20 protein-coding genes are annotated in these 19,219 nt (G+C 31.3%); 8 read left to right on the forward strand and 12 right to left on the reverse strand.

Features of this window, described 5'->3' with window-relative positions:
- Positions 1-89 precede the first annotated feature (89 nt).
- Positions 90-902: a teichoic acids export ABC transporter permease subunit TagG gene (gene tagG, locus IDG64_RS01700; RefSeq protein WP_001273058.1), complete on the reverse strand. Its 813-nt coding sequence runs from the start codon at positions 900-902 to the stop codon at positions 90-92.
- Between the two features lie 346 nt (positions 903-1,248).
- On the opposite strand from tagG, the gene tagH reads away from it, so the two are divergent.
- Positions 1,249-2,043 carry a teichoic acids export ABC transporter ATP-binding subunit TagH gene (gene tagH / locus IDG64_RS01705; protein ID WP_001103231.1) on the forward strand — a complete coding sequence of 265 codons (795 nt, stop codon included), beginning with the start codon at positions 1,249-1,251 and terminating at the stop codon, positions 2,041-2,043.
- 60 nt (positions 2,044-2,103) lie between these two features.
- Here tagH and tarA read toward each other — a convergent pair whose 3' ends face one another.
- Positions 2,104-2,868 carry an N-acetylglucosaminyldiphosphoundecaprenol N-acetyl-beta-D-mannosaminyltransferase TarA gene (tarA, locus tag IDG64_RS01710; RefSeq protein WP_000215389.1) on the reverse strand — a complete coding sequence of 255 codons (765 nt, stop codon included), beginning with the start codon at positions 2,866-2,868 and terminating at the stop codon, positions 2,104-2,106.
- 235 nt (positions 2,869-3,103) lie between these two features.
- Between tarA and IDG64_RS01715 the strand changes: the two genes are divergently transcribed.
- Entirely contained in the window at positions 3,104-3,856 is a 753-nt protein-coding gene (locus IDG64_RS01715; RefSeq protein ID WP_001108545.1) for a M50 family metallopeptidase, read from the forward strand.
- Between the two features lie 79 nt (positions 3,857-3,935).
- On the opposite strand, the gene IDG64_RS01720 is transcribed toward IDG64_RS01715, so the two are convergent.
- Positions 3,936-4,580: a metal-dependent transcriptional regulator gene (locus IDG64_RS01720; RefSeq protein WP_000954654.1), complete on the reverse strand. Its 645-nt coding sequence runs from the start codon at positions 4,578-4,580 to the stop codon at positions 3,936-3,938.
- A 121-nt stretch (positions 4,581-4,701) separates the two neighbouring features.
- Between IDG64_RS01720 and IDG64_RS01725 the strand changes: the two genes are divergently transcribed.
- From IDG64_RS01725 to mntC, 3 genes are read left to right on the forward strand one after another with little or no spacing between them, the layout of a single operon-like run.
- Positions 4,702-5,445, forward strand: a complete 744-nt coding sequence (locus IDG64_RS01725; RefSeq protein WP_206171276.1) for a metal ABC transporter ATP-binding protein — start codon at positions 4,702-4,704, stop codon at positions 5,443-5,445.
- The gene (locus IDG64_RS01730) at positions 5,439-6,275 is read left to right on the forward strand and encodes a metal ABC transporter permease (RefSeq protein ID WP_000889252.1); all 837 of its coding nucleotides are present in this window, start codon (positions 5,439-5,441) and stop codon (positions 6,273-6,275) included. The genes IDG64_RS01725 and IDG64_RS01730 overlap by 7 nt, the downstream gene beginning before the upstream one ends.
- Positions 6,272-7,201 (forward strand): manganese ABC transporter substrate-binding lipoprotein MntC, encoded by a 930-nt coding sequence (gene mntC / locus IDG64_RS01735; protein WP_000737654.1) that lies wholly within the window; start codon positions 6,272-6,274, stop codon positions 7,199-7,201. Before IDG64_RS01730 ends, mntC begins: the two co-directional genes overlap by 4 nt.
- A gap of 1,159 nt (positions 7,202-8,360) precedes the next feature.
- On the opposite strand, the gene IDG64_RS01740 is transcribed toward mntC, so the two are convergent.
- The 9 genes from IDG64_RS01740 to IDG64_RS01780 all read right to left on the reverse strand — a co-directional run bounded on the left by IDG64_RS01740 (position 8,361) and on the right by IDG64_RS01780 (position 17,157).
- Positions 8,361-10,403, reverse strand: a complete 2,043-nt coding sequence (locus IDG64_RS01740; RefSeq protein WP_000402172.1) for a cation:proton antiporter — start codon at positions 10,401-10,403, stop codon at positions 8,361-8,363.
- 339 nt (positions 10,404-10,742) lie between these two features.
- Positions 10,743-11,180 (reverse strand): Na+/H+ antiporter Mnh2 subunit G, encoded by a 438-nt coding sequence (gene mnhG2, locus IDG64_RS01745; protein ID WP_000406611.1) that lies wholly within the window; start codon positions 11,178-11,180, stop codon positions 10,743-10,745.
- Positions 11,155-11,457 carry a Na+/H+ antiporter Mnh2 subunit F gene (gene mnhF2, locus IDG64_RS01750; RefSeq protein ID WP_000616642.1) on the reverse strand — a complete coding sequence of 101 codons (303 nt, stop codon included), beginning with the start codon at positions 11,455-11,457 and terminating at the stop codon, positions 11,155-11,157. The genes mnhG2 and mnhF2 overlap by 26 nt, the downstream gene beginning before the upstream one ends.
- Positions 11,454-11,936: a Na+/H+ antiporter Mnh2 subunit E gene (gene mnhE2, locus IDG64_RS01755; RefSeq protein ID WP_001071973.1), complete on the reverse strand. Its 483-nt coding sequence runs from the start codon at positions 11,934-11,936 to the stop codon at positions 11,454-11,456. Before mnhE2 ends, mnhF2 begins: the two co-directional genes overlap by 4 nt.
- Entirely contained in the window at positions 11,937-13,433 is a 1,497-nt protein-coding gene (gene mnhD2 / locus IDG64_RS01760; RefSeq protein ID WP_000950548.1) for a Na+/H+ antiporter Mnh2 subunit D, read from the reverse strand.
- Positions 13,423-13,767, reverse strand: a complete 345-nt coding sequence (gene mnhC2, locus IDG64_RS01765; protein WP_001048985.1) for a Na+/H+ antiporter Mnh2 subunit C — start codon at positions 13,765-13,767, stop codon at positions 13,423-13,425. The genes mnhD2 and mnhC2 overlap by 11 nt, the downstream gene beginning before the upstream one ends.
- Positions 13,764-14,189: a Na+/H+ antiporter Mnh2 subunit B gene (gene mnhB2 / locus IDG64_RS01770; protein WP_000661906.1), complete on the reverse strand. Its 426-nt coding sequence runs from the start codon at positions 14,187-14,189 to the stop codon at positions 13,764-13,766. The genes mnhC2 and mnhB2 overlap by 4 nt, the downstream gene beginning before the upstream one ends.
- Positions 14,176-16,578 (reverse strand): Na+/H+ antiporter Mnh2 subunit A, encoded by a 2,403-nt coding sequence (gene mnhA2, locus IDG64_RS01775; RefSeq protein WP_000060782.1) that lies wholly within the window; start codon positions 16,576-16,578, stop codon positions 14,176-14,178. Before mnhA2 ends, mnhB2 begins: the two co-directional genes overlap by 14 nt.
- An 18-nt stretch (positions 16,579-16,596) precedes the next feature.
- Positions 16,597-17,157 (reverse strand): tyrosine-type recombinase/integrase, encoded by a 561-nt coding sequence (locus tag IDG64_RS01780; protein ID WP_001044915.1) that lies wholly within the window; start codon positions 17,155-17,157, stop codon positions 16,597-16,599.
- A 158-nt stretch (positions 17,158-17,315) separates the two neighbouring features.
- On the opposite strand from IDG64_RS01780, the gene sroA reads away from it, so the two are divergent.
- The 3 genes from sroA to IDG64_RS01795 all read left to right on the forward strand — a co-directional run bounded on the left by sroA (position 17,316) and on the right by IDG64_RS01795 (position 18,884).
- Positions 17,316-17,519: a sigS mRNA-stabilizing protein SroA gene (gene sroA / locus IDG64_RS01785; RefSeq protein ID WP_000036088.1), complete on the forward strand. Its 204-nt coding sequence runs from the start codon at positions 17,316-17,318 to the stop codon at positions 17,517-17,519.
- A gap of 16 nt (positions 17,520-17,535) precedes the next feature.
- Complete coding sequence (locus IDG64_RS01790; protein WP_000169042.1) at positions 17,536-17,760, forward strand: DUF2922 domain-containing protein; 225 nt, start codon at positions 17,536-17,538, stop codon at positions 17,758-17,760.
- Positions 17,761-17,954: 194 nt separating this feature from the next.
- Positions 17,955-18,884 carry a DMT family transporter gene (locus tag IDG64_RS01795; RefSeq protein WP_001813815.1) on the forward strand — a complete coding sequence of 310 codons (930 nt, stop codon included), beginning with the start codon at positions 17,955-17,957 and terminating at the stop codon, positions 18,882-18,884.
- The last annotated feature ends 335 nt before the right edge of the window (positions 18,885-19,219 follow it).

Raw genomic sequence — 19,219 nt, forward strand, 5'->3', positions numbered from 1 at the left:
ACTTAATATGTTATTTACTTAAATTATAAACAAAAATGAACCCCACTTCCATTTATTAATGGTTAGCGGGGTTTCGTCATATAAATATATTACAAGAAGTCTGCAAATTGATCTCTATATTTCATGTGTAGGTACGCACCAATTGCAAAGAAAATGGCAACAATACCGAAATTGTATAACATTAATTTCCAATGATCCATGAAATACCATTCGTGATATAAAATTGCTGCACGGTATGATTCAGCAATAAAGTAAACTGGATTATATTTCATCATTTCATGAATTAAACCACTGATACCATGGTTCTTTGGTAGCCACAAAATTGGTGAAAAGTAAAATAATATTCTTAATATTGCTTGCATTAACATTTGTGTATCTCTAACTAACACACCGAGTGTTGATGTTAATAACGTCACCGAGGCAGTTAAGAAAAAACAAAACGGTACATATATCAATAATTGAATGATATGTATTGATGGATAAATACCAGTAAACATACATGCAATTATCACAAGTAAAAGTAAGCCTAAATGTCCATAAAATCTACTTGTCACAATATATGTCGGTATTATCGATAACGGGAAGTTCATTTTCGATACTTGATTAAACTTTTGTGTAATTGCTTTAGTACCTTCTAAAATACCTTGGTTGATGAAGAACCACATACTGATACCAACCAATAACCAATAAACAAAAGGTACACCATGAATTGGTGCATTACTTCTTATTCCTAATCCAAAAACCATCCAGTAAACCATAATTTGCATAACAGGATTAATTAATTCCCAAGCAACACCTAAATAGTTACTATGATTGATAATTTTAACTTGAAACTGAGCCAGTCTTTGAATTAAATAAAAGTTCTTTACATGTTCTTTAAAAACTGTTCCTATTGCTGACATTCCATTAAACCACACTTTCAAATGTTTAACTATTTCTCTACTTAACTAAATAGTATTATAATAATTGTTGTAAATACTATCACTATACATGGATGCTATCAAAATTATTGTCTAGTTCTTTAAAATATTAGTTTATTACAAATACATTATAGTATACAATCATGTAAGTTGAAATAAGTTTAGTTTTTAAATATCATTGTTATCATTGATGCTTAACATTTTGTATCAAAACACCAACTCTGATAATAACAAAATCTTCTATACACTTTACAACAGGTTTTAAAATTTAACAACTGTTGAGTAGTATATTATAATCTAGATAAATGTGAATAAGGAAGGTCTACAAATGAACGTTTCGGTAAACATTAAAAATGTAACAAAAGAATATCGTATTTATCGTACAAATAAAGAACGTATGAAAGATGCGCTCATTCCCAAACATAAAAACAAAACATTTTTCGCTTTAGATGACATTAGTTTAAAAGCATATGAAGGCGACGTCATAGGGCTTGTTGGCATCAATGGTTCCGGCAAATCAACGTTGAGCAATATCATTGGCGGTTCTTTGTCGCCTACTGTTGGCAAAGTGGATCGTAATGGTGAAGTCAGCGTTATCGCAATTAGTGCTGGCTTGAGTGGACAACTTACAGGGATTGAAAATATCGAATTTAAAATGTTATGTATGGGCTTTAAGCGAAAAGAAATTAAAGCGATGACACCTAAGATTATTGAATTTAGTGAACTTGGTGAGTTTATTTATCAACCAGTTAAAAAGTATTCAAGTGGTATGCGTGCAAAACTTGGTTTTTCAATTAATATCACAGTTAATCCAGATATCTTAGTCATTGACGAAGCTTTATCTGTAGGTGACCAAACTTTTGCACAAAAATGTTTAGATAAAATTTACGAGTTTAAAGAGCAAAACAAAACCATCTTTTTCGTTAGTCATAACTTAGGCCAAGTGAGACAATTTTGTACTAAGATTGCTTGGATTGAAGGCGGAAAGTTAAAAGATTACGGTGAACTTGATGATGTATTACCTAAATATGAGGCTTTCCTTAACGATTTTAAAAAGAAATCCAAAGCCGAACAAAAAGAATTTAGAAACAAACTCGATGAGGCCCGCTTCGTTATTAAATAAACCGAAAAAACCGAGAATCTCCATTTAAGGATTTCCTCGGTTTTATTTTTATCATCATGACTATTTCGCTTTTTTCATTTTTCTTTTTGCTTTGGCTATTTTATACATAAATATTGGAATACTCTTCAATCTACCAATACGTTTCCAATCTATTAATGCTCTATATATCCATTCAATGTTTAATTTTCTAAAGATATAAGGCGCTCTCTTTTTAGCCCCAGCAAATACTTCAAGAGAACCACCTACGCCCATCATCACTGTAGATTCAAATTGGTTTTCATGTGTCATAATCCATTCTTCTTGTTTAGGGAATCCCATACCTACAAATATGTAATCAGGTTTAAACAGTTTAATTCGTTTCACTACTGTCTCATCTTCTAAATCAATATAACCGTGATGATGTGCAAACGATATGTTTGGATATCTTTGTTGCAATGCATATTGTGCCGCTTCTACAACTTCATTAGTTGCCCCTAGCAAAAATACTTTTTGATGATTTACATGAGCAATTTTCAAACATTCATCCATCAACTCAATACCAGGTATACGATGCGCTAGAGGTTGCTTTAAACGATGCGAAGCTTTGACTACTCCTGTCCCATCAGCAACAATATAGCTCGCTTGATTTATTAACTCTAAATACGCTTGATGTGTCGTCGCGTAATTCACTATTTCAGGGTTGGCTGTTACTATAAAAAGATTATTCGTTGATTGATTTGCAAAAAAGGTTTTAATATTTTCAACCATTTGCAACATTGTTGTATTATCAAAATCGACCCCTAAAATGTCAACTTTGGCTGTATTGGATCTTTCTTCAACAGTCATAACAGGAATCTCCTATCTTATTTCATTATTATGTTAGTGTAATCAATATTAACAGTATTTATATTCATCCTATTTATATCGAAATGATTTTGCTTTATTTTAACACATATTCACCTTTTCAAAAATTAAAATTAGTTTAACTAAGGTAAGTCTAAAGTCTAACGCTATTGATGCCAATATCATTTATAATAAGTGCTAAGCAAACTTTAAATTAATATCTTATATGAGGTTAACAATGAATTATTTATCAAACTTTTTTAATACGACAATTCAACTTAATATATACATTATCGTTATTGTTGCAGCTTGTTATATTGCTATTCATCAATATAGACATAAGCCTGTTTTGAACTATTTAGATGTCATTTTAAACTATATCCCTGTTTTAACACATGAATTTGGTCATGTACTGTTTAATAAACTCGCTGGTGGCCGTGCAAAAGATTTAGTCATTGTAACAAGTCCACGAGAGCGACAACAGACATTACAACAAGGATTCGCAATTACACAATCTAGACATCTAGCAGGCCAATGGCTTACAACGATTGGTGGTTATTTTATGCCTCCTATTATGTTATTGATAGGTTTAGCGTCGAGCCATTATCAGATACCTAGTTTCTTTATATTTACCTATTTATTGATATTTATTTATTTTTTAATTTTAACATCTAGAAAAGGCTCACCCATTGTTGTTATAACTTTAATTTCTATCATGTTGTATTTTATATTAAAAGATGAAAATATAGTAGAAATTCAACTACTTGTCACAATGAGTTATCAATATATTTTAGGTGTATTATTAGGCGAAGTTCTACAATCTAGTTGGACGATTGCTAAATTGACTTTCCAGCGTCCGAGTCCACAGTGGGATGGTAGTGCACTTAAAGAACTCAGTCATGTACCTATCTTCATTTATAGTACAATCTGGATTATCTTCAATCTTTATGCAGTGAATATTTTACTCAAATATACTCACTTGATAAATTAACTAATAAAAAAGAAGCCTAAAGCAATTATCCATATGTCTTTATCAGTTCAATCATGGATATCTTTATGGCTTCTTTATTTTATTTTTCAGCAAACATGTTCATTGCATTTTCGTAACTGACAATAATTACATTATCATTACGTTTAATGATAATTACTTTATTCATTTCATCTTTCGATACAATTTCCACTTCATTACCAATAGAAATATCTTTACTAGACAAATATATTAGCAAATCGGTCTTATCTCTCACACGTTTGATTGTAACGATATCGCCAGGTTCATAATTCAATATCGTTGTTATATATTTCTCTTTATATTCATTATTTCTAGGAATCACACCGCCGTGCGGGCAAGTTTCTGGGAAATTTAACAAGCTATCCAGCCTTTCAACAAATAAATCTGAAATTCGATGTTCTAAAATTTCTGCTTCTTGATGTACTTCTTCCCAATTATATTTCAATATTTCTATTAAAAATAATTCTAATAGTCGATGTCTCTTAATGATATCAAGCGTATGCGTTAAACCATCCTCTGTTAATCTAACACCTTTGTATGGTTTTGTTTCAACATAGCCTGCTTTTTCAAGACGTCCTACCATTTCACTTACAGATGGAGGCTTAATATTTAAAAATTGAGATAAGATTTTATTTGTCACAAAGTTTTTATCGCCATTATTCGTAAGGATTGCCTTTAAATAGTCCTCTTTTTCTTCAGTTAACATACTTTCACCTCACATACATTGTCTATATTATATCACGAATTTACTTGACATGATAAATATTCTCAGTTTATTATACAGTTAATTAGGTTAGCCTAAACTTTTAATTAGGAGGTATAAACGTTTGTTAGAAACAAAAGATTTAAATCTGTTTTTAGGTAATAAGCATGTACTTAAAAACATTTCCTTATCGATACCAGTACGCGGCGAAATAATTGGTATCATGGGCCCGAATGGTGCTGGTAAATCTTCCCTTATCAAGTCTTTAATTGGTGAATTTAATGCTACCGGTACTAAATTGTTATATAACAAACCTATACAACAACAACTGCAACATATTACATATATTCCACAAAAAGCACATATTGATTTAGATTTTCCTATAAGTGTGGAACAAGTGATTTTATCAGGTTGCTACAAAGAAATTGAATGGTTTAGACGACCTAATAAATCAGCAAGGGATAAACTCAAACAGTTATTAAGCGATTTAGAATTAGAATCTTTACGTCATCGACAAATTTCAGAATTAAGTGGTGGACAATTACAACGTGTGCTAGTAGCAAGAGCATTGATGTCCGAAAGTGAAGTTTATTTTCTAGATGAGCCGTTTGTCGGAATTGATTTTAGTAGCGAAAAATTAATCATGACAAAAATCGAGAACTTAAAACAACAAGGAAAACTTATTCTTATCATCCACCATGATCTATCAAAAGTAAAGCAATACTTTGATCGCATTATTCTATTAAATCAAACATTACGATACTTTGGTGATAGTGAAGAGGCTATGAGTGTCACTCGCTTAAACGAAACATTTATGAGTAGCACTGACTGTAGTGACCCTAGTCAAAGGAGCAATATAACATGTTAGAGTTTGTCGAACATTTATTTACATATCAATTCTTGAATCGAGCATTGATAACTTCAATTATTGTAGGGATAGTTTGTGGTACAGTTGGTAGTTTAATTGTATTACGTGGTCTTTCATTAATGGGAGATGCAATGAGTCACGCAGTATTACCTGGTGTTGCCCTATCATTCTTATTTGGTATTCCAATGTTTGTAGGCGCACTTATAACTGGTATGATCGCAAGTATTTTTATCGGTTATATCACATCTAGTAGTAAAACGAAACCTGACGCCGCTATTGGAATTAGTTTTACCGCTTTCTTAGCTTCGGGGATTATTATTATTAGCTTAATAAACACTACGACAGATTTGTACCATATTCTGTTTGGTAATTTACTGGCAATCACAAATAGTGCATTTTTAACAACTATTGTGATTGGTTCAATCGTCCTTATTCTAATCATTATTTTCTATCGTCCATTAATGATTTCTACATTCGATCCAACGTTTAGTAGAATGAGTGGTCTAAATACGACGTTATTACATTACTTTGTGATGTTGTTACTCTCATTAGTAACAGTAGCAAGTATTCAAACGGTAGGTATTATTCTTGTAGTTGCATTATTAATTACACCTGCATCTACAGCATTTTTAATTAGTAAAAAACTATACTCAATGATGATTATAGCAAGTTTAATAAGTGTCATAAGTTCAATTGTCGGACTTTATTACAGCTATATTTACAACATTCCTAGTGGTGCGACAATCGTACTTTGTACGTTTGTAATTTATATCATCACATTATTTTTCACAAAATTTACGAATAGAAAGAAACGAGGAAGTTTAACATGAAAAAATTAGTACCTTTATTATTAGCCTTATTACTTCTAGTTGCTGCATGTGGTACTGGTGGTAAACAAAGCAGTGATAAGTCAAATGGCAAATTAAAAGTAGTAACGACGAATTCAATTTTATATGATATGGCTAAAAATGTTGGTGGGGACAACGTCGATATTCATAGTATTGTACCTGTTGGTCAAGATCCTCATGAATATGAAGTTAAACCTAAAGATATTAAAAAGTTAACTGACGCTGACGTTATTTTATACAACGGATTAAATTTAGAGACTGGTAACGGTTGGTTTGAAAAAGCCTTAGAACAGGCTGGTAAATCATTAAAAGATAAAAAAGTTATCGCAGTATCAAAAGATGTTAAACCTATCTATTTAAACGGTGAAGAAGGCAACAAAGATAAACAAGATCCACACGCATGGTTAAGTTTAGATAACGGTATTAAATACGTAAAAACAATTCAACAAACATTTATCGATAACGACAAAAAACATAAAGCAGATTATGAAAAGCAAGGTAACAAATACATTGCTCAATTGGAAAAATTAAATAATGACAGTAAAGACAAATTTAATGACATTCCAAAAGAACAACGTGCCATGATTACAAGTGAAGGTGCCTTCAAGTACTTCTCAAAACAATACGGTATTACACCAGGTTATATTTGGGAAATTAACACTGAAAAACAAGGTACACCTGAACAAATGAGACAAGCTATTGAGTTTGTTAAAAAGCACAAATTAAAACACTTATTAGTAGAAACAAGTGTTGATAAGAAAGCAATGGAAAGTTTATCTGAAGAAACGAAGAAAGATATCTTTGGTGAAGTGTACACAGATTCAATCGGTAAAGAAGGCACTAAAGGTGACTCTTACTACAAAATGATGAAATCAAATATTGAAACTGTACACGGAAGCATGAAATAACACGCTGTGTTTTAATGAAGTAAGATGAATTGATGTTGATGCAACCTAAAATATTGGTATCTCCAATATTTTAGGCCACACATCAACATAACAAAGTCGAAGGCTAATAGTCCCATATCGTGCGTTAAATATATATTACCCTCCTATTAATATATATACCGTTCCCGATCGCACGATATGGTGGTATTAGAACTTCTCTTTGAACGAAAGAGAAAAGCTAGAAGTTCTTATGCAGTTTTAATTAAACTGTAAACATTTGTCACTCTTTAAATCAAAGAGTAAAGTTAAAAGCTTTATGTGGTTTTGATTAAACTGCGAACAGCTGCTTCTCTTTGAACGAAAGAGAAAAGTTAGAAGTTCTTATGCAGTTTTAATTAAACTGTAAACATTTGTCACTCTTTAAATCAAAGAGTAAAGTTAAAAGCTTTATGTGGTTTTGATTAAACTGCGAACAGCTGCTTCTCTTTGAACGAAAGAGAAAAGCTAGAAGTTCTTATGCAGTTTTAATTAAACTGTCGTTCCCTTCATCTCTTTTAACCACAGAGATGCGTTAGAAGTTCTTCTAATACAATTTATACAACGCCATTCCCTACACACTCTTATAAAAGAGATTCACGCGCGTCAATAAATTGTATTACATACTAACTAAAAAGCTTTTCTTAATCGTACTAACGAAGTTAGAGGTTCTTATGTGATTGGACAACTGTTCTCCCTACTAGACTTTTAGCATAGCTGGTTAAAAGTACTATTACAGATTGTTCAATTGTATGCCCCTTTCCTTTGAACGGAATATTAAAAGCTATGTGCAGTAACTTTTAATAGGCATACCACTTTTGCATCAAGCTATAAATAATCGCATACTTTGATATTTAATCTGGCCTATCAAAGTAAACATCTATGGTTTCCTCCCCCCATAGATCCTTAAGCCACACTCATCCGATGTCATATGAGTGTGGCTATTTTTTGTGAATACACTTAACTTCACCTTTAAATGACTTCGCTTAATCTATCTCCTCCAATTTTTAAAACTTATTTCAATTAAATCTCAAATATTAATAATTCGTATAGTTTAAAACTATCTATTCAATTCCCATAAAATAAAAGGGATTGATGAAAAGCCCTTCAGTTTTTCATCAATCCCTTTTAGCATAATTAGGAACTACGTCATACTATCTACAATAACCATTTCATCGTAATTGATTGCCTCTCTTAATTTCAAAGCAGTACCTTCAGATACTTCGTCTGTATCTATCAATTCACGTAAAATGCGACGTTGTTCTCTCAATGCATTTAATTTAATTTTAGTAATCGTATCTTCACTTGCTGAGTTGAAGAAATTTGATGGTGTTAAGTTTTCAATTCGCATTAAATAACCGTCACAAACCATTCCAACTTCAAGTGTATTATCTTTTGTTGTTTCCTTAGACAAACGACTAACCACATTATAATGGACTAATTTATTAATTTTATTTAATTCCATTAAGTTATCCGTAACACTAAGTGAAGATGCGGAGTTCACTCTCGTTTGTACTCTTCGTTTTAATAAAGCACCTCGTAATAATACAATCATTCTTCTTATTAATGATGCTTGTCTATATACCTGTGTTCTTTCAGCATAACGCATATAGTTTTCAAGTACACTATTCGTTATTTGTCCTTCATCTACTAAAGACTCTAATGTTTTTGTTTCTACATTAAAAGCAATTTTTTGTAGACGTTCTAATTCTTTAGAGTTTTCATCATCTTTCTCTACAGTTTTTAAAAATGCTAATTTATCATGATATTCTTTAATCACGTTACCATATTTAAAACTTGTTTCGAAAGTAGATTTTTGATTTAGATAATCAATAACTTGTTCTAATATATAAATTCTAGCAACTTTAAACGACATATTGCCAATTACTGTTTTAGGTGCAGGTTTCGTTAATAATGGCAATAATACTTGCGCAACTACCAAACTAATAATAACCATACCAGATGCAATAAATAATAAGTCGTTTCTATACGTAAAAGCATGATGCCCTGCTAAAAAATACGGTAACGTTAATGCGATTGCTAAAGAAATTGTTCCATGCACACCACATAACGTCATAATTAAAGCGTATAAACTTCGCTTTGGTGGTTTCTCAGTCGTTGGATTATCATCATCATTTTTAGTCATCATTTTTTGGAATGGACTGATGGCTAAATAAAAATAAGGATATAAGACATAAACCCAAACAAATCTAAATAGATAGACAGCTAAAGCAACAACAATAGTGATGCCTATTAAAAAGATTAAATTGTGCGGTTCTGTTTTGATAATTTTAATAATAACTTCAGGTACTAAAAATCCTAATATTGAAAAAACAAAGCCATTTAAAACATAACCTAGTATATTCCATGTATGATTGTAACTCATTTGCAGTTGTGTACGTACTTGCATAATTCTGTCACGTTCGAAACCATGTACAAGTCCTGCAACTACTGCTGCAATGATTCCTGATGCGTGAAACAATTCAGCAATTAAATACGTAACAAATGGTGTTAACAATTGAATAATTGTAAACATATTAATGTTTTCATATCCTCGACGCATCAATGTTAATCGGAACCTTACTAATGCCATACCTATAAGTAAACCAACCACTGCGCCACCAATTGATGCAATTAAAAACAACTGAACAGCATCAACAAGTGAAAAAGCACCTGTAACTAATACTCCAACAGCTATTTTAAATGAAATAATACCAGCAGCATCATTCAATAATGACTCACCTTCAAGAATTGTCATTGCTCCTTTTGGCAAGACCTTTCCTTTAGTGATTGCTTGCACTGCTACTGCATCAGTAGGACAAAGAATGGCAGCAATTGCAAATGCTGCTCCAATAGGTAAATCTGGCCAAATCCAATGAATAAATAAACCTACACCTATCACAGTAGTAATGACTAATCCTAATGCCATCATCATCACTGGCTTAATATATTTCCTTAAATGGACTCTAGAAACATTAACACCTTCTACAAATAACAAAGGCGCAATCATTGTTACCATAAACAATTCAGAATCAAAATTAAATTGAACAGGGATTGGGGTAATAAATAGTAACATGCCCAAGAAAATTTGTATAAATGCTAGGGGTACTTTAGGTATGAAAGTATGGACAAACGAACTTAGTATCACAACAGCTATAAATATAAGAATTGTTTCAAATATTTCCAAACTTTCACCTCTCTAAAAAGTATTGTTTAATTGAAAATTAAGTATCACATCTCGTTGTAATTATACTTTAGAGGATAAATTGAGTTAGCGACCACAAAAGCACTTTAATATAGATATATGTCTACGATTGCAGTACTTAAATTTGCAATTATTTAATTTTATTTTATCACTAATTGTTTGTATAAATAAACAACTTGCTTTCACATAACAACATTAACTTATAATACAAAAAATGAGCACCTTAAAATCGACTAACCAATTTCAAAGTACTCTTTTAATGATTAATTTTGAAAACAGATTTTCAAAAGCATTGTTATGCTTAACAATTTAGCCAACACTTCAATCGTTTTGATACCATTTCTTACGATGCTCTTCTCGTTTTTCAGCACGTAATTGTAATGCTTCTGTAGAGTTTTGTTCATTTGAACTTAATAATATTGATGCATGTGTGTGAGCATCATTTTTTCGATACATATAAGCGCCGTTGCGATAAGCAGCGCGAGCGACTAAGTGCATGCCGACTGGTGAAGTTAAATTAATAAAAACAAGTGACAGTAATAAACGCACACTGAAAAATCCTGTATTCACAATAAAATAAATTAATACACCGATTAAAGTTAATAACACGGATAAAGTTGAACTTTTTGTCGCAGCGTGACTTCTTAAGAAAACATCTTGGAATTTCACGATACCTATTGCACTAATAAGAGCAATAAAACTACCTAACAACAACATCACAGCAGCAATAAGACTAAAGATTTCTTTTGTTATTTCCATTAAACACATGCCCCCCACCAATAAAGCGTGATATTGAAACAGAACTTACAAAAGATATAATGGCAATGAGCATGATTGAATCTAAGAAAGAAACGGTGCCCATAAGTACACTTAACACACCCACAATTGACATTACGACAGCACTTGTTGTATCAAATGTAACGACACGATCTGCTGTTGTAGGTCCCTTGATTAATCTAAATAAACAGATGATTAATGCAATTCCAAAAATAATGAGTGAACTAATAATCATAATATGTGTTATTGTTTGTATCATCGCGACACCTCCAATATTAAGTCTTCATAATGCTTAATACTTCTTAACAAACTATCTTTTTCTTTTTCTGACACGTCGATACTATGAATAAAAAACTTTTTAGAGTCTTGAGAAATTCGTATTACTGTAGACCCTGGAGTTATAATAATTAAAATTGTTAAAAATGTTATTGACCAATCACTTGTTAGTCTTGTTTCATATGAAAGTAATCCAGGGTTCATATCTTTTGTTTTAAAAAGAATATAATTAATCGTGCTAATGCTAGATGTTATTAATTGATATAAATAAACACCTAAAAATTTAATAGCTACCCATATTTTTCTAACATAAAAATCATCGCTGAAAAACCTGTGTAATATATAAATGACAATTAAACCAATTAGATATCCAGAAAAGAAAGTCGAGAATTTAAAATGATCTTCATCTTGAAATAATACCCATAAGAATGCAATGATAATATTTAAAACTATTTGATTCATTTAGTCCTCTCCTTTCAAATGCGGATTTACAAGTTTTTGATATAATTGATCACTCGTGTTCAACTCAGTTGCATCACTTGTAACATTTAACACAACAGGTGCAGCAATTCCGATTGCGATAACCACAACTACTAAAATACTTAAAATTCTTTTTCGATATAGCGGGATTTTCTTAAAATTAACTTCCTCCCCATCTTTATCTCCAAAATACATATAAAAAAGTATCCTAAATAAACTGTACATTGCAATTAGACTAGTAATAATCATTAACGCTAGTCCAATATAATTGCCATTTTGCAATGCACCTTGGAAAATAAGTACTTTCCCCGGAAAGCCACTAAATGGAGGCACGCCGCCAATAGCAAAAATCATTATAATAAACGCAACTCCAAATAAAGGTTCTTTTTTAGCTAAGCCATTCAAATATTGATATTGTCGATAGCCTGTAATGTAAACTAAACTACCAATAATAAAAAATAGCAATGTTTTTACAACAATGTCATTTACCAAATAAAATATTGCACCATTAATACCTGCAAACGTGTTTGTTCCTAAACCTAAAATGATAAATCCTATTGAGATTATGACTTGGTAAGCTGCAATCTTTTTAATATCTTTATAAGCAATGACACCTATAGCGCCGATGACCATAGTTATAGCAGCCATAGTTGCTAGCAATGGATGTATGAGATCATTATGTTGATCAAATAGTAAAGTGAAGAATCGAATTAATGCATAGGCCCCTACTTTGGTCATTAACGCTGCAAATAATGCTGCAAGCTCAGTATTTAACACAGCGTAGGCTTTGGGTAGCCACATAAAAAGGACCAGCGCTGCTTTCGCACTAAATGCGACTAAGAAGATTAATGAAATCATTGTAACAGTGCGATTATCTCCCATGTCATTCAAACGCATTGCAATATGTGAAAAGTTTAATGTACCTACTGTTTTATAAAGTAAACCTATACCTAATAAGAATAGCCATGAACCAATAATATTCAAGACAACATAAATAATTGCAGCACGTAATTGTTCTACAGATTGTCCAAGTGTAATGAGTACAAATGACGCTAGTAACATAATTTCAAACATGACGTATAAATTAAATAAATCTGATGTTAGAAAAGAGCCTATCACGCCAACACTTAAAAATAATATGAACGATGGCAAGTGATAACGATTTGCTTTATGTTCGCCACGCCCAAATCCGTATGCCATAATTAAAGTAATCACAAACGAAGCGGTTGTAACCATAATTAAACTTAAAGAATCTCCTAAAAACTGTATACCAAAGGGCGCTGACCATCCTCCAAAGTCTAGCGTAATTGGACGGTGACGCTGAACATAAATTAATAGCATTAATGAAATAATTGTGGTGATAGTCATTGTACCTAAGTATAAATATTTAGAAATACGATCATTATTTTTTAAAAATACAAGGATTAAGGCACAAAGGAATGGTAATAACATTGGTAAAATCAATAAGTTACTTAGCATCATCTTCCCCCCTTAGGCCTTCAATTTCATCTTCTTTTGTTACTTTATAAGTTCTATAAACAAGTACAAGTAAAAACGCAGTCATCCCAAACCCTATAACTATTGCAGTTAGTACAATAGCTTGTAACAAGGGATCAACAAACAATTGGTTTCCACCAGTTATTAGTGGTTCTGATCTACTAGAACCATACGTTCCCATACTCATAATAATGAGATTACCAGCATGAGTATATATTGAAATTCCGATTACAATACGAATTAAATTGATTGATAAAATCATATATGTTCCTATAAACACTAAAAATCCTATAACTAGTAATAATATTAAATTCATGATCGACCTCCGCTAAGCGACAACATCACTGTGACAATAACACCAACAACTGAGAATAAAATACCTAATTCAAAAAGTGTTATTGTACTTACATGAATTTGTCCTAAAATTGGAAGTATCCAAGTTGTTTCATATTGAGACAAAAATGGTTTTCCAAAAAACATAGGTATTATCGCAGTAATAGATGATACCAATGCTCCAATAATCATTAAAATTCTAAAATCAATCGGTAAACTTTCTAAAACCTCTTCAACATTAAAAGCCAGAAACATTAAAATAAACGCTGAACTAAATATTAAACCACCAATAAACCCACCACCAGGATTATTATGACCTGCGAAGAAGACATAGAATCCGAAAGTCAATAAAATAAATACAACAAGTTTCGTGACCGTTCTTAACACGACATCATTCTCTTTCATCTTGTCCCCTCCGATCTTGATAATTTAATAATGTGTAAATACCTAGCCCAGTAATAATTAACACTAATCCTTCAAATAATGTATCTAATGCTCTAAAGTCACCAAGTATCGCATTTACAATATTTTTACCACCTGTTAGTTTGTCAGCTTTTAAATAAAAGTCTGATATTGATGATAAACCATCTGTTTGTTGTGTAATAAAAATTAATGATACAACAATAAGTGCCATCAAGAGTGATACAGAAATTTTAATTATTTCTCTTTTTTTGTTAGCGTTAGATCTTGGCACGTTTGGTAATCTTGAAAAACTGACAATAAATAGTATCGTCGTTATTGTTTCAACTACTAGCTGAGTCAATGCTAAATCAGGGGCTTTCATTGCTATAAAGAATAAGGTCACAACAAATCCGATGACTCCATTTAAAATGACCATTGTCAGTCGTTGACGTATAAAAATTAAAGAAATACCAATTGTGACAGTTACGATTGCTAATATAATTTCTAATGCCCCAAATTCAGAAACATGTAACTGATGTACTTTAGGAAGTCCAATTCGAATATAACCATATCCAATGATAATCATAAATATGCCTAAGGTCATAATAATGTATTGGTTTAAACGATCTTGCATAACACGTTTAAATCGCTTCGTAGCAAACTTTTCAAAATGTCGATATACCATCTCATAGCTTTTTGAAACTGAAATCTGTCTAATTTTACCTGTGAACACTTTTTTCCAATCTACTTTGATTGCTAGTACACTACCCAATAAAATAATGATGATGGTTAAAAGAAGCGGTATGTTAAATCCATGCCATTGCGAAACATGTGGTGCCAATTGATCAATTTGATGATTACCACCTGATACAGCTCTTAATGCTAGAACGATAATCCCCTTCCCAAATATATTTGGTACAAAAAAGATTACAGGTACTAGCACCATTAATATAAGAGATGGTAAACTAAACAACCATGGTTCGTGGATATTTTTTTTAGTAAAAACCTTAGAATCATATTTTGTCCAAAATACTTCTTTTACCATGTATAGTGCATATGTGAATGTAAAAACACTCGCAATAACACCAACAAACACGATAGCTATCATTGAAATCAAACTAAATTGGGATAATTGTCCAGTTTGTGTTAATGCATCTAAAAACATTTCTTTACTTAAAAATCCATTTAAAAATGGTACTCCAGCCATAGATAGAGCCGCTATCGTCATGACTAGATTCATTTTAGGAAATAGTTGACGCATTCCACTTAAAATTCGTATATCCCTTGAACCTGCTTCATGATCTAAAATACCTACTCCCATGAAAAGCGCACATTTAAAGATGGCATGATTCATTAGATGAAATAGCGCACCAAATAATACAAATACATAAATAGATGCTATTGCGTCTTGTTGGTGTTGAGCATATCCGCCACCTATACCCACCATAGCCATAATCATCCCAAGTTGACTGATTGTAGAGTACGCTAGGATACCTTTTAAATCCCATTGTTTTAAAGCTGTAATTGAACCAAATAACATTGTTATTAAACCAACAAACGTAACGATATATACGTACATATTGCTAAGACCTAATAATGGTGTAAATCGAAGTAATAAAAAGATACCAGCTTTTACCATCGTGGCTGAATGTAAATAAGCACTTACAGGTGTAGGTGCAGCCATTGCTCTAGGTAGCCAAATATGAAATGGAAATTGTGCTGATTTTGTAAATGCACCTAATAAAAACATAAAAATCATAGGGATAAACAATCCATGATTCTTAATATGATCTGCTTGTCCTAATATCTCTGTGATGTTATTCGTTCCTGTCATAATATACAACATGATAAAACCAACTAATAACGCCAAACCACCAAATACTGTAATCATAAATGATTGCATCGCACCAAATTGACTATCTCCGTTGTTATACCAATATGAAATCAATAAAAATGATGATACACTCGTTAATTCCCAAAAAATGTACATCAATATCGTATTGTCTGATAATACAATACCAATCATACTGAACATAAATAACGTTAAATAAAAATAAAACCTTGGTAAATTGTCTTTTCGAGAGGATAAATATTGAGTTGCATAGAAGAATACTGCAACTCCAATAAGTGAAATAATAAGAGAAAACATTAAACTTAAACCATCTAAACGTAAATCTAAATTAATATCTAATGTCTTAATCCATGGAATAGAGGTAGAAAGATATTGCAGTTTAGCTACTGATGGTATTTGAATCAAAAAATAGATAGATGAAATTACAGGTGCAACCAACGCTATGTACCCGGCATATTTAGCCAATGCTCTACGTTTAGACATTAGAAGTATCATCGCCATAATCACAAGTATAGCAATTAATAAATAAACCAAACTCATTATTAGCCTCCTTTGTTTCTATAATTGTAATGAAATATAAATACTATGTTCACACTCATTTTCTAAACCGATAAAATTTAGTGTTTCAATAGCAGATTGATGCCCTAAATACTTTTGAATGACTGGTATAGGTATACCTTTTTGATAAGCATGATATGCAAATGTCTTACGCAATGTCGTTAGTCCTACATTATCTATACCAGCTTCAATTGATGCTTGGTGAATTATTCGATATGCTTGCTGTCTAGATAATACTTGATTTGTTCGTAGTGATTGAAAAAGAACGTCTTCATTCGAAAGACTCCTGTCCTCTATATATTGAAGTAGTTCTTTCGATAATGTTTCTGGTAACCTAATTTTAATCAACGAATGAAAATGTGCTTTACACATTTCTGATAACGTACACTTTTCAATTAGTCTCTTAACTTGAGAGACTGTAATTGTTAATAATTCTGATACTTTCAATCCACTATGTATAGCTAACTTAAAGAATAAATAGTCACGTTCAGATTTTATCTTGAGCGCTTCATACATTTTAACAATATCATCATTAAATTTAATCGCTTCTACTTTATTCATTACTCAACCTCCCCTTGCTTTAAGTGTCTTAATCATAGCTATTTTATATTTTAGTTACATATATCTATTGCCTTTTTTATAGATTTTAAACATAGAAAATAAAATTAGCCATTTTATTATTTTATTTCGATATATAGTGTGAAAGGAGGTTTTAAAATATGAGTAAAATAAACCACATCACTATTGTATTATCATTTACTAAAGTAGACGCTAACGGCAAACAAACAGAATTTAAGCGTCGATTCGCTAACATTAACCCTGATGCATCAAACGACCAAATTAAAACATTCAGCAAACTTATTGAGCGACTTACTGGAGAAACATATAGCAATATCGAACTCATCAAATCTTTATCAATTTAATCAGGAGGACATATTCATGACTAAAACACTTGAATTAAGTTTTAAATCTTCACTAGACAAGCCTGTAAAACTGCAATTACCACAATTAAACAACGTAGTGACCGAGCAAGTTGCACGTGATAGTATGAATGCATTAGTAGATTTAAATATTATAAAGTCAAATAGTGGTACTATCACCAAAGTACATTCTGCTCAAATTATTGATAAAACAACAACTGTTTTATTTGAAGATAAGAAATAGATATAAAGAAAGCGCAATTAATTTAGTATAAATACTAACACCCTAGACTTTCATCATGATTGTCTAGGGTGATTTTGTTGTGATAATGTCCTGTTTTTTTCAACATTATTGTAAATGAGTTGTATATTTTCTCTATAATGATAATGTATTCATATGATTTTATTATTAACTTTGGAAAGTGAGACTTTATTCATATGCTTCTTTTCTATATCATTGGTGTCCTAGTTGGAATGCTTATTCCTATCCAAACATCTGTCAATTCAAGACTATCACTGTATACTAAATCGCCTTTCTATACTTCATTCATTTCATTTTCAGTTGGAACAATTTGTTTAATTATTTTAAATATCATTATCAATCCAGAAGTATTTACTATTCACTTTTACAATAATCAATCATTTAACTACACATGGGTAGTCGGTGGTTTGCTTGGGGTTAGCTTTTTAACTGGCAATTTATTGTTATTGCCAAAATTAGGTGCAACATTAACTGTAATTGCAACAGTTGCGGGTCAAATTATTATGGGTGTCATTATTGATACATTTGGCTTATTTGGCGCTACAATTCATGATTTTAATTTAATTAAAGCAATTGGAGTATTGTTACTCATTATCGGCATCGTCATAATGAATCAATTTAACAAGAATAATTTATTACTAACTGATCAAAAGTATTTACTGTTTTGGCTTCTCTTAGGATTTATTTTTGGTTTCTTTCCACCTATTCAAACGACAATTAATAGTGCTTTAGCAAGTCATACTCATTCACCAGCCTTTGCATCATTAGTATCATTTACAATTGGGTCAATAGCGCTATTGATTTTAACCGCTATTTTTAATCGTTCTTTAAAACTGAAAACAAGTCATTTAAAATTCGGTAAATTAAAGCCTATCTATTTTACTGGCGGTATACTTGGCATGGCTTTTGTAACAGCTAACATTATCTTAATGCCTCATATGGGTGCAGCATTAACAACACTTATTGGGATGTTTGGCCAGATTCTAATGGGCATATTGATAGATCACTTTGGATTATTTGGTTCACCTAAAATAGCAATGACATCCAGAAAAACTATTGGTCTATTATGTATTTTGACAGGCATTATACTTTTAAGATTATTTTAAATTAACTTTTAGCTTATCATTTTAACTTGTAATTATTTTTAAAAGTGATAAGCTATTTTTTTGTGGTCTAAAAATCTTTAGAAAAGCGTTGATTTGGGTAGTATGCTTTGACACAACAAATTTTAATTTAGCAAATTCGATAGTCAACTCATTCTTAAGACCTAAATTAATGTTATTTTTTAATAATTTACACCAAATTAATAGCAAAAATTATGTTATTCGTGCTAATATTTCATAGTTGGTTATTCAATTAATTAAAAATAAGTCAAAATGCACAACTTTTTATAATTCATTGAGTCGAGTTTGAAAAATAAAAGTGCTTTAATGCATGATCA

It is taken from the genome of Staphylococcus sp. EG-SA-15 (genome assembly GCF_017151895.1).
Taxonomy (GTDB): domain Bacteria; phylum Bacillota; class Bacilli; order Staphylococcales; family Staphylococcaceae; genus Staphylococcus; species Staphylococcus aureus.

What these genes read in the sequence shown, in the direction of transcription:
- tagG (WP_001273058.1), bottom strand. Translation starts at nt 902, where the DNA reads ATGTCAGCAATAGGAACAGTTTTTAAAGAACATGTAAAGAACTTTTAT.
- tagH (WP_001103231.1), top strand. Translation starts at nt 1,249, where the DNA reads ATGAACGTTTCGGTAAACATTAAAAATGTAACAAAAGAATATCGTATT.
- tarA (WP_000215389.1), bottom strand. Translation starts at nt 2,868, where the DNA reads ATGACTGTTGAAGAAAGATCCAATACAGCCAAAGTTGACATTTTAGGG.
- IDG64_RS01715 (WP_001108545.1), top strand. Translation starts at nt 3,104, where the DNA reads ATGAATTATTTATCAAACTTTTTTAATACGACAATTCAACTTAATATA.
- IDG64_RS01720 (WP_000954654.1), bottom strand. Translation starts at nt 4,580, where the DNA reads ATGTTAACTGAAGAAAAAGAGGACTATTTAAAGGCAATCCTTACGAAT.
- IDG64_RS01730 (WP_000889252.1), top strand. Translation starts at nt 5,439, where the DNA reads ATGTTAGAGTTTGTCGAACATTTATTTACATATCAATTCTTGAATCGA.
- mntC (WP_000737654.1), top strand. Translation starts at nt 6,272, where the DNA reads ATGAAAAAATTAGTACCTTTATTATTAGCCTTATTACTTCTAGTTGCT.
- mnhG2 (WP_000406611.1), bottom strand. Translation starts at nt 11,180, where the DNA reads ATGGAAATAACAAAAGAAATCTTTAGTCTTATTGCTGCTGTGATGTTG.
- mnhF2 (WP_000616642.1), bottom strand. Translation starts at nt 11,457, where the DNA reads ATGATACAAACAATAACACATATTATGATTATTAGTTCACTCATTATT.
- mnhE2 (WP_001071973.1), bottom strand. Translation starts at nt 11,936, where the DNA reads ATGAATCAAATAGTTTTAAATATTATCATTGCATTCTTATGGGTATTA.
- mnhD2 (WP_000950548.1), bottom strand. Translation starts at nt 13,433, where the DNA reads ATGCTAAGTAACTTATTGATTTTACCAATGTTATTACCATTCCTTTGT.
- mnhC2 (WP_001048985.1), bottom strand. Translation starts at nt 13,767, where the DNA reads ATGAATTTAATATTATTACTAGTTATAGGATTTTTAGTGTTTATAGGA.
- mnhB2 (WP_000661906.1), bottom strand. Translation starts at nt 14,189, where the DNA reads ATGAAAGAGAATGATGTCGTGTTAAGAACGGTCACGAAACTTGTTGTA.
- mnhA2 (WP_000060782.1), bottom strand. Translation starts at nt 16,578, where the DNA reads ATGAGTTTGGTTTATTTATTAATTGCTATACTTGTGATTATGGCGATG.
- IDG64_RS01780 (WP_001044915.1), bottom strand. Translation starts at nt 17,157, where the DNA reads ATGAATAAAGTAGAAGCGATTAAATTTAATGATGATATTGTTAAAATG.
- sroA (WP_000036088.1), top strand. Translation starts at nt 17,316, where the DNA reads ATGAGTAAAATAAACCACATCACTATTGTATTATCATTTACTAAAGTA.
- IDG64_RS01790 (WP_000169042.1), top strand. Translation starts at nt 17,536, where the DNA reads ATGACTAAAACACTTGAATTAAGTTTTAAATCTTCACTAGACAAGCCT.
- IDG64_RS01795 (WP_001813815.1), top strand. Translation starts at nt 17,955, where the DNA reads ATGCTTCTTTTCTATATCATTGGTGTCCTAGTTGGAATGCTTATTCCT.